The sequence below is a fragment of the Thermoanaerobaculia bacterium genome (assembly GCA_018057705.1).
In the GTDB taxonomy this organism is placed as follows: Bacteria; Acidobacteriota; Thermoanaerobaculia; order Multivoradales; family JAGPDF01; genus JAGPDF01.
Genome location: JAGPDF010000112.1, coordinates 1 through 8,934, shown reverse-complemented (window position 1 = coordinate 8,934; position 8,934 = coordinate 1). Strand labels below are relative to the sequence as shown.

Below are 8,934 nucleotides of genomic sequence, written 5' to 3'. Positions count from 1 at the left end.
AGTGCCAGGGCGAGACCCGGGCGTGCCGCCCGCGACGCCAGAAGCCGCAGGGCCCTCAGCGCCACAGCGTGAGGAGGAGGGTCATCCCGACCATGTAGACGAGCTGGAAGCCGGCGTCGATGAGAAAGGTCGAGAAGCGTTTGTCCGAGAACATCTGTGCGCCGAGCCCCAGGGTCGCGGCAAAGCCCGCCCAGCAAAGGAGGCCGAGCTCGACTGCCGCCATGGCACCGGAGATGGCGAGACGATCGATCAGGACGGCCAGCGCGACCGCCATCCCGGCGTAGCACAGCCACGAAACCGCATAGGCCCGCGCGGCCCCCGCCCGCATCTCGACGAGTTTGTCGGGGGTGTAGCCGTGCGCCTTCACCCACAGCTTCCCGAACAGGAGCGGCGAGTACCAGAGGGCGCCCAGCGCGAAGGTGGAGAAGGCGGCGACGATGATGGCGAGCAGGCTGGTCTGGATTCCCATGAGCTCCTCCTCCGCGGCGGCATCCCGGAAGGACAGTTTACGCCCCGCCAGAGGGTTTCTTGACCTGACCATCGGGTAAGTGCAGACTGCGCCCATGTTCGGACTCTCGAGTTCCAGCTCCTACGCCGTCCTGGCGCTCTCCAGCCTCGCCGGCGAGGGTGAGAACTGGATTCTCGCCCGCGACCTCGCTGCAGCCATCGAGGCACCCCTGCCCTACCTGTCCAAGATCCTCCACGGCCTTTCCGGAGCCGGCATCGTCGAGGCCAAGCGCGGCTATCGCGGCGGCTTCCGCCTGCTGCGCCGCGCCGACCAGTTGACGGTGGGTGAGATCGTCATCGCCGTCGAAGGCCCGGACTTCCTGGAAGGCTGCCTGCTCGGCCGAGCCGAGTGCTCCGACCGGCGGGCCTGTCCCGCCCACGCCTTCTGGGGCCTCGAGCGCGAGCGCATCCGGTCGCAGCTGCAGCGCCTGACCCTGGCCGATGTCGCGCGCTTCGAGCGCGCCGCCGGCCGGGGCCTGAAGCCCGCCGGCCGCGCCCGGCCGAAGCCCGCCGCCTCAGGCGCGCGGCGCCGCTGAGGCCGATCGGCGGGCGTGCGCCTCCGAGAGTGCGCACGCCACGAGAGCGAGGATCAGGCAGAGGCTGTACTCGACGCCGTTGCGCCCGCCCCCGACCACGAACCAACCGGCGTGGCGATGGACGAGCACGATGCCGGCGACGAGCTCGGCGCAAAACAGCAGCGCCAGGGGAACGACGCCGACGCCGACCGCCAGCAACGGTGCGCCGACGATCTCGAAGAGCGTGACGCCCCAGGCCAGGAGCTCTCCGGCCGGGAACCCCTGTGCCGACAGAAATTCGCCGAAACCGCTCACGCCTCCCGTCGCTGCCCGGTAGACCCCGTGCACGAAGAGCAGCACGGCGACGCCGAAGCGGAGCAGACGGATACCGGGGTCCCGCGCCATCGATCGCATTCGCATGAGAGAAGTACGGGCGGCGGCGCCGGAGGTTCTCCCCTCCGACGGACCCACGCGACCCGCAGCCGGGCCGGATCCGGCGCGCCATCGAGCACGCCAACCCGGACAGTGCGATCATCGGCCCCGCATGGCGAACCCGACGGGAACCCCCGGATCGACGATCGCAGAGCCCGACGAGCGCGTCGTCGATCGGGCGGCCATCGCGCTCCTGCTCTACCTCACGCTCTTGAACGTCCTCAACTTCGTCGATCGCACGCTGATCGCCAGTCTCGGTCCCCTGCTGATCGCCGACCTCGGCCTGTCGCGCACCGAGATCGGGCTCCTCGCCGGCTTCGGGTTCGTCTTCTTCTACACGCTGGTCGGAATCCTTCTCGGGCTCGCGGCCGATCGTTGGCCGCGCCTGCGGCTCCTCGCCGGGGGCCTCGCGCTGTGGAGCGCGATGACCGCGATCTCGGGGCTGGCGAAGAGCTTCGTCCACCTCGCCATTCCGCGCATCTTCGTCGGTATCGGCGAGGCGACCCTCACACCTTCGGCGCTGTCGATGCTCGGGGACGCCTTCCCGCGCCGGCGGCTGGGCCTCGCGACCGGCGTCTACTACACCGGCGTGCCGCTCGGCATGGCGACGAGCCTCCTCGTGGGCAGTGTCGTGGCGCCGCGATTCGGCTGGCGGACCTGCTTCTTCCTGCTCGGCGGCCTGGGGCTCCTCGCCGTCCTCGGGCTGCGCTTCTTTCGTGAACCGGAGCGACGGCATGCCGCGCCGCCTGCCGGGGCGCCGGAGGATCCGGTCCGGAGCCCTGCGATCCGCGACCTCCTGCGCGACGTCGGGCGCGCGCTCACCGGGCGCCGCGAGCTCCTCTTCGTGCTGCTCGGCGGAGCGTTCCTCTGCTACGGCTCGGGCTCGGCGATGCTCTCCGTCACCTGGCTCGTCGAGGAGCGCGGCTACCCGTACGCGCGCGCCGCCCTGCTCGCCGGCAGCATGGCGGTCGGCGCCGGAATTCTCGGCAACCTGGCAGGCGGCCTGTTCGGCGACCTCTGCGCCCGGCGCTTCCGCAACGGCAGGCTCTGGAGCCTCGCGGCGATGACCGCGCTCTTCACGCCGATCGGCCTGGCCTTCTACTCGATGGCGCCCGGCACGCCGCTCTTCTTCGCCTGCTGGTTCGTGACCAGCGCCGGCACCTCGGCCTGGTTCGGACCGCTCTTCGCTGCCATCCAGGAGCTCGCGCCCTCTCACACGCGCTCGACGATGATCGCTTTCGGAATGCTGGTCATCAACCTTCTGGGCGTCGGACCCGGGCCGCTCGTGACCGGCATGATCGGCGACGCCCGCGGCCTGACTCTCGGTCTGCTGTCGAGCCTCCTGGTCGCCGGGCTGGCGATCCCCGCCTTCGCGATCGCCGCTCTGCGGGGCCGCAGCGAAGTCGACGGCGCGGCATCCCTGGCGCGGTAGCGATAGGCTTCCCCCGGGAATCCCGGCGGAGGCCTTCGACCTCAGACGCGACGAGCGGCATCTCGGAAGGTGGGAGCAGCGAAAGATGGCAGCGCTTCAATAGCCGAGCGATGAACCTCGACACCACGTATCTCGGTCTCGCCCTCCCGCACCCCTTCATCTGCGGCGCCTCGCCGCTGGTCGACGACCTCGACAATGTTCGCCGCCTCGAAGACGCCGGCGCCGCGGCGATCGTGATGAACTCCCTCTTCGAAGAGCAGATCACCCACGACGCGATGTCGGCCTGGTTCGCCGACGAGCTGGTGGACGAGCCGCCGCCCGAGGCGCTCGCCTTCTTTCCGGAGTCGAGTGCGCTCGGGCGCGGGCCCGACGCCTACCTCGAGCACCTGCGGCGGGTGAAGCGCGCGGTCGCGGTGCCCATCATCGGCTCGCTCAACGGCTCGACCCCCGGCGGCTGGCTCGAGTATGCCCGTCTGATCCAGGAGGCGGGAGCCGACGCGCTCGAGCTCAACGTCTACGCCCTCGCCACCGATCCGTGGCGGGGGGCCGCCGAGATCGAAGCGCAGACCGTCGAGATGATCCGCGCCGTCCGCGGCGCTCTGCAGATCCCGCTGGCGGTGAAGCTCTCCCCCTTCTACACCTCGTTCGCCCACTTCGCCGAGCGCCTGGTCGACGCCGGAGTCGACGGCCTGGTGCTCTTCAATCCGTTCTACCAGCCGGATATCGACATCGAACGCCAGACCGTCGACCGCTCACTCCACCTCTCGCTGGCGAGCGACCTGGCGCTGCGGCTGCGCTGGCTCGCGATTCTCTCGGGTCAGATCCGGACCTCCTACGCGGTGAGCGGCGGCATCCATGCCGCCGCCGACGCCATCAAGGCCGTGATGACCGGCGCCGATGCCGTTCAGATGGTCTCGGAGCTGCTGGCGCACGGCCCGGAGAGGTTGCGCACGCTGCGCGAGGAGTTCGCCTACTGGCTCGCGGATCACCAGTACGAGTCGATCGCGCAGCTGCGCGGCAGCATGAACCTCGGGAACTGTTCCGACCCTGCCGGGTACGAGCGCGCCAACTACATGCTCATTCTGCGCAGCTGGCACCGTTGACTCCCGTCGACTCCGGCGGCAGCCGGCCAGATCCGGCCGACGCGGTGTTTCAGCTCGCCGGGCGCGCGGGCTTCCCGAAGGCGGCCAGGCTGAGCAGCAGCCCGGGAACGATGAAGACCAGGAAGAACGGGTCGAAGCCGGTGAACAGCAGGGCAGCGGCCCCGAAGCCGAGGTAGGTCACGGCGACGACCCTGGCAGGGAAGAGGGAGATTGCCGCAGCGTCGCTCCGGCGGGAGAAACTGTGCAGCACGACGAGGCCGAAGGCGAGCATCGCGACGCCGCCGAAGTGCCAGCCGATCATCGCGCCGCGCAGCAGGTCGGCCGGCACCTGCGCAGCGACGAGCGCTGCCCGCAGCTCCTTGCCGCCCAGCAGTGAGTGCGCAGCGGCACTCAGGACGAGCAGGACTCCGGCGACCCACCCCAGCACCTTTCGCACTCTCGACATGCTCTCTCCTGTTCTCGGTTGCGCGGGTCCGGCCTGACGGTGGGCGGTCGACTTCGCGAAACCACGCTCTTGCTGCGGGCGTTCAGCCGGCGGCGGGCTCCGGAGGCTGGGACGAAGGCTCGGGCGCCCCGCCCGGCAGGCGGATCTTCAGCACCCGCTCGGCCTCGGCGCGCAGCGCCGGGCAATCGAGGCCGTTCATCGACTCGCGGTGGGCGAACTCGGCCCGGTGCCGGCAGAGCGAGCCGAACTCGCGACCGGTGCGAAAGCTCCCCTGCTTGCCCAGAATCGCGTACGGCAATTTGAAAGCGCAGTCCGGACAGACGATCCACTGCACGCTCATCGTGTGCCCTCCTCCGCCGCCCTCGGCAGGCCATCGAAGAATTCGACGACGCCGGTCTCGAGCGAGTACTCGGCGCCGACCACCAGCAGCCCGTCCTTCTGGATCAGCTGTTCGAGCAGCTCCGAGCCGTGCCGCAAGTGGTTCGCCGAGACCCGGATGTTGGCCCGCACCGCCTGCTTTACCAGCGCCTCGGGGTCGTCGCGCAGCCCGGTCGCGAGCAGCGGCTCGACCGAGGGCCGCACCCGGTCCACGATCGAGCGCAGATACCGCGACTGGTTGGCGGTCGGGCGCTGCAACTCCTCGACCGTGGCGAGTACGGCGCCGCACTGCGAGTGGCCCAGAACCACAACCAGCCGAGTGCGGAAGCGCTCCGCCGCGAACTCGACGCTGCCGACCTGGGAAGCGGCGACGATGTTGCCGGCGACGCGGATCACAAAGAGGTCGCCCAGGCCCTGATCGAAGACGATCTCCGCCGGCACCCGCGAGTCCGAGCAGCCGAGCAGGATCGCGAACGGCTCCTGGCCGGCCGGAAGCTCGTGCCGGCGCGCCGGGCTGGTCGCCGCCTCGCGGCCGCGCAAGTCGGCGACGAATCGTGCGTTCCCTTCCCGCAACCGCTCGAGTGCCTGTAGCGCTCGCATCATCGAGGTTCTCTCCCTTTGCCGCGGCGCGAGTCTAGCCGAGAGCGCCGAAACGGGCCGCTTGACAGGCGCCCGACGACGATCTAAGTTAGGAGTTAGTGAACATTCACTCACCTACCCTCGCTGGCCTTCCCGGGCCACCCACTCCCCGCCAGGCCGAGATTCTCGACCGCGCGGCGGAGCTGGTCGCGGAATCGGGGCTCGGCAACCTGACGATGAAACGCGTCGCCGAGCGGGTCGGGTTCACCGAGCCGGCGATCTACCGCCACTTCCAGGGCAAACAGGCGCTGGTGCGGGCGATGGTCGAGCGCTTCGGCGGCCGGCTTCTCGGCACGATCGCGGCGATCGCCGCCGACCCCGGGCTCGGGCCGCAGGAGCGGCTGCTCGCCATGGTGCGCCACCACATCTCCCTGTTGCGGGCGAGCCGCGGCCTGCCGATCCTGCTCATCGCCGAGGGCCTCGCTTCGGGTGACAGCGAGCTGATCGGCCAGCTGGGTAGCGTCATGCAGCGCTACGCGGGGCTCCTGGGCGGCGTTCTGGCCGAGCTCGACCTCGACCTGGGCGTCGCTCCGGAGCGCCAGGCGACCCTCTTCCTGGGCCTTCCGGCGGCGATCGGCATCCAGCTGCGCGCCTTTCCCGACCTCGCCCTTTCCGACGCCGAAACCGAGATCCTCGTCCGTCACTACGTCCGCTCCCTGACCACGCCCGTCGCTCCCGTCGCCGAAGGCGACCGGGTGCCCGGGCCGGAGGCACGTCCATGATCCAGGTCGCCCGGAGGTCCAGCAAGCCCGGAACGATGCCCAGGTGGCTCCTCTCCCTCCTCCTCTCCCCGACCCTGCTCCACGCCTACCCGGCCCCGCCCGTGCCGGCATCGTCGGAGGAAACCCCGCTCACGCTCTCCGCCGCGGTCGAACGCGCCCTCGGCCGCTATCCGGCGGTCACCGCGGCGCGATTGCGGGTGGCCGAGGCGGCGGAGGCCACCGGCGAAGTCGCGGCGAGCCACGGCCCGATCGTCAAGCTCAACGCCTCGGCGCTCGGCTACGACGACCCGATGATCACCAGCCCGATCCATTCGTTCCATCCCACCGAGATTCCGCCGTTCAACGACACCCTCGCCCAGGGTTCGCTCAACGTCACCTACACGCTGTTCGACTCCGGCGCCCGGCGCGAGCGCACCCGCCAGGCGGAGGCCCAGGCGGCCGCCGCCGGCGCCGCGCTTTCCGCCACCGAGCAGGCGATCGCCGCGCGGGTCGCTGCGGCCTATGCGGGGGCCCTCGCACGCAGCGAGATCTTCGCCGCACAGCAGGCGCGGGCAGAGGCGCTGACCCTCGAGCTCGACCGGGCGCGCCAGCTCTTCGCCGTCGGCAAGGCCGCCGAGGTCGAGACGCTGCGCGCCGATGCTGCGCTCGCCGCCGCCGAGGCCGAGCGGACGCGCGCTGCGAGCGCTCTCGACAGCGCCGAACGCGATCTCGCGCGCCTCCTTTCCGCCGCGCCCGAGGCGACGCGGGCCGGGCGGCTCGCACCCTGGAAGACGCCGGCTCCCCGGGCCGAGACCCGGGGCGAGCTGCAGGCGCTCGCGGTGGCCGCCGGCCCCGCGGTCGAACAGGCCCGTCAGCAGATTCTCGCGGCGGAAGCGGCCCGGGGCCTGGCGCGCAGCGCCTACTTTCCCAAGCTCGACCTGGTGGGCGCCCTGCAGGAGTTCCGCGAGGCCGAGAGCTCGTACGTGACGGACTGGAACGCCGGCGTGCAGCTGGTCGTTCCGCTCTGGGACGGCGGACAGACAGGCCGGCGCGTCGCCCGGGCCGCAGCGCAGCGCGACACCGCCACGGCGCTCCTCGCCCAGAGCGAGCTCGATGCGCACGAAGCGGTCGACCGCGCCCTCTCCACGCTCGCCGACGCCGGCGCCCGCGCGAGCGCGCTCGGCCGCGCCGCCGACCGGCTGGCGGAGGTCGCGCGCGTCCAGAGGCTCCTGCTCGAGGTCGGCTCCGGCACCCAGGTCGACTACCTCGCCGCCCTTGCCGAGCTCGCCGCGACCCGCGCCAGCGCCACCGAATCCCGTACCGCCGTCCTGCTCTCCCATGTCGAGCTCGCGCGCCTCGCCGGAGAGCTCTCCCCCGACTGGTTCCGTCGCACCCTGGAGATCGCGCCATGAATCCGAAGCGCATCGTGCCCATCGTTCTCGTGCTCGGCCTGGGTGGCTTCGCCCTCTGGCATTTCGTTCTCGCGCCGCCGCCCGAGGACAACGGCCTGGTCGCCTCCGGCACGGTCGAGGCCACCGACGCCCAGCTCGGCTTCCAGTCCCCCGGGCGGATCGCGCACGTCGCGCCGCGCGAGGGCGATCGCGTCGCGGCCGGCGCCGAGCTCGCGCGGCTCGACACCAGCGAGCTCGACGCCCGGCGGGCGCAGGCGCTGGCGCAGTCTCAAGCGATGCGCGCCCAGCTGGGCGAGCTCCTCGCCGGTTCGCGCCGCGAAGAGATCGCCCAGGGGCGCTCGGCGCTCGCCGCCGCGAACGACCGCGTGGCCGATGCCGAGCGCGACGAGGCCCGCGTTCGCACGCTCCTCGAAGGGCGCGCCGTGTCGCGCGAAATGCTCGACAAGGCGACGCTCGCCGTCGAGCTCGCGCGGCGCCAACGCGACCAGGCCACCGAACAGGTGGCTCTCCTCGAGCAGGGACCGCGCCCGGAGCGCATCGCCGCCGCACGCGCCCAACTCGCCCAGGCCGAAGCAGCCGTCGCGACGTTCGACGCGACGCTCGCCAACAGCCGGATCACCGCCCCGTTCGCCGGCATCGTGACGCTGCGCCACCGCGAGCCCGGCGAGATCGTCGGCGCCGGCGCGGCCGTCGTGACGCTGCTCGATCCGGGCGACCGCTGGGTGCGCATCTTCGTCCCCGAGAACCGCCTCGGACGGGTCGCCATCGGCCAGCGTGCGGAGATCACCTCCGACACCTTCCCCGGCAGGCGCTACGACGGCGAGGTCTCCTTCATCGCCAGTTCCGCCGAGTTCACGCCCAAGAACGTGCAGACCGCCGAGGAGCGCGTGAAGCTCGTCTACGCGGTCAAGGTCCGCATCACCGGCGATCCCGCGGAGGAGTTGAAGCCCGGCCTGCCCGCCGACGTCAGGCTGGTGGAGAGCCGGTGATGCGCCGCGCGACCACCGCGGCCGTGAGCGCCGATACCGGCGTCGCTGCGGCGGCGATCTCGGTGCGCGGTCTCGCGCGAAGCTTCACGGCACCGGGGGGGAAGGCGGCGCGTGTCGCCGTCGCCGGGCTCGACTTCGACGTGCGTCCCGGCGAGCTCTTCGGGCTCGTCGGCCCCGACGGCGCCGGCAAGACGACCACCCTGCGCATGCTCGCCGGCGTCCTCCGGCCGAGCGCCGGCGACGCGATCCTCGACGGCATCTCGGTGGTCGCCGACCCGGAGGCCGTGAAGCCCCGGCTCGCCTACATGTCCCAGCGCTTCGGGCTCTACACCGACCTCACCGTCGACGAGAATCTCGACTTCTATGCCGATCTCTTCGGGG

General features: G+C 71.5%; 12 protein-coding genes. 7 read left to right on the top strand and 5 right to left on the bottom strand.

Annotated elements, in window-relative coordinates; translation table 11 throughout:
* Window positions 1-55: 55 nt before the first annotated feature.
* On the bottom strand, window positions 56-469 hold the full coding sequence (locus tag KBI44_20215; GenBank protein ID MBP9146806.1) for a DUF1761 domain-containing protein: 414 nt from the start codon (window positions 467-469) through the stop codon (window positions 56-58).
* A gap of 94 nt (window positions 470-563) precedes the next feature.
* Here KBI44_20215 and KBI44_20210 point away from each other — a divergent pair, with 94 nt between their 5' ends.
* The gene (locus tag KBI44_20210) at window positions 564-1,043 is read left to right on the top strand and encodes an Rrf2 family transcriptional regulator (GenBank protein MBP9146805.1); all 480 of its coding nucleotides are present in this window, start codon (window positions 564-566) and stop codon (window positions 1,041-1,043) included.
* Here the strand turns inward: KBI44_20210 and KBI44_20205 are convergent.
* Window positions 1,023-1,427, bottom strand: coding sequence for a DoxX family protein (locus KBI44_20205; GenBank protein MBP9146804.1), 405 nt, complete (start codon window positions 1,425-1,427; stop codon window positions 1,023-1,025). The genes KBI44_20210 and KBI44_20205 overlap by 21 nt on opposite strands.
* Before the next feature lie 139 nt (window positions 1,428-1,566).
* Here KBI44_20205 and KBI44_20200 point away from each other — a divergent pair, with 139 nt between their 5' ends.
* Both KBI44_20200 and KBI44_20195 read left to right on the top strand, forming a co-directional pair.
* On the top strand, window positions 1,567-2,886 hold the full coding sequence (locus KBI44_20200) for an MFS transporter (GenBank protein MBP9146803.1): 1,320 nt from the start codon (window positions 1,567-1,569) through the stop codon (window positions 2,884-2,886).
* 110 nt (window positions 2,887-2,996) lie between these two features.
* Window positions 2,997-3,989 carry a dihydroorotate dehydrogenase-like protein gene (locus KBI44_20195; protein ID MBP9146802.1) on the top strand — a complete coding sequence of 331 codons (993 nt, stop codon included), beginning with the start codon at window positions 2,997-2,999 and terminating at the stop codon, window positions 3,987-3,989.
* 49 nt (window positions 3,990-4,038) lie between these two features.
* Here KBI44_20195 and KBI44_20190 read toward each other — a convergent pair whose 3' ends face one another.
* From KBI44_20190 to KBI44_20180, 3 genes are all read right to left on the bottom strand, one after another.
* Complete coding sequence (locus KBI44_20190) at window positions 4,039-4,434, bottom strand: hypothetical protein (protein MBP9146801.1); 396 nt, start codon at window positions 4,432-4,434, stop codon at window positions 4,039-4,041.
* An 82-nt stretch (window positions 4,435-4,516) separates the two neighbouring features.
* The gene (locus KBI44_20185; protein MBP9146800.1) at window positions 4,517-4,774 is read right to left on the bottom strand and encodes a hypothetical protein; all 258 of its coding nucleotides are present in this window, start codon (window positions 4,772-4,774) and stop codon (window positions 4,517-4,519) included.
* The gene (locus tag KBI44_20180; GenBank protein MBP9146799.1) at window positions 4,771-5,415 is read right to left on the bottom strand and encodes a carbonic anhydrase; all 645 of its coding nucleotides are present in this window, start codon (window positions 5,413-5,415) and stop codon (window positions 4,771-4,773) included. The genes KBI44_20185 and KBI44_20180 overlap by 4 nt, the downstream gene beginning before the upstream one ends.
* Before the next feature lie 95 nt (window positions 5,416-5,510).
* On the opposite strand from KBI44_20180, the gene KBI44_20175 reads away from it, so the two are divergent.
* The 4 genes from KBI44_20175 to KBI44_20160 all read left to right on the top strand — a co-directional run.
* Window positions 5,511-6,173 carry a TetR/AcrR family transcriptional regulator gene (locus tag KBI44_20175; GenBank protein MBP9146798.1) on the top strand — a complete coding sequence of 221 codons (663 nt, stop codon included), beginning with the start codon at window positions 5,511-5,513 and terminating at the stop codon, window positions 6,171-6,173.
* The gene (locus KBI44_20170) at window positions 6,170-7,564 is read left to right on the top strand and encodes a TolC family protein (GenBank protein MBP9146797.1); all 1,395 of its coding nucleotides are present in this window, start codon (window positions 6,170-6,172) and stop codon (window positions 7,562-7,564) included. The genes KBI44_20175 and KBI44_20170 overlap by 4 nt, the downstream gene beginning before the upstream one ends.
* On the top strand, window positions 7,561-8,553 hold the full coding sequence (locus KBI44_20165) for an efflux RND transporter periplasmic adaptor subunit (GenBank protein MBP9146796.1): 993 nt from the start codon (window positions 7,561-7,563) through the stop codon (window positions 8,551-8,553). Before KBI44_20170 ends, KBI44_20165 begins: the two co-directional genes overlap by 4 nt.
* Window positions 8,553-8,934: ATP-binding cassette domain-containing protein (locus tag KBI44_20160; protein ID MBP9146795.1), on the top strand; the 382-nt coding region annotated here is incomplete at its 3' end. The genes KBI44_20165 and KBI44_20160, both read left to right, overlap by 1 nt.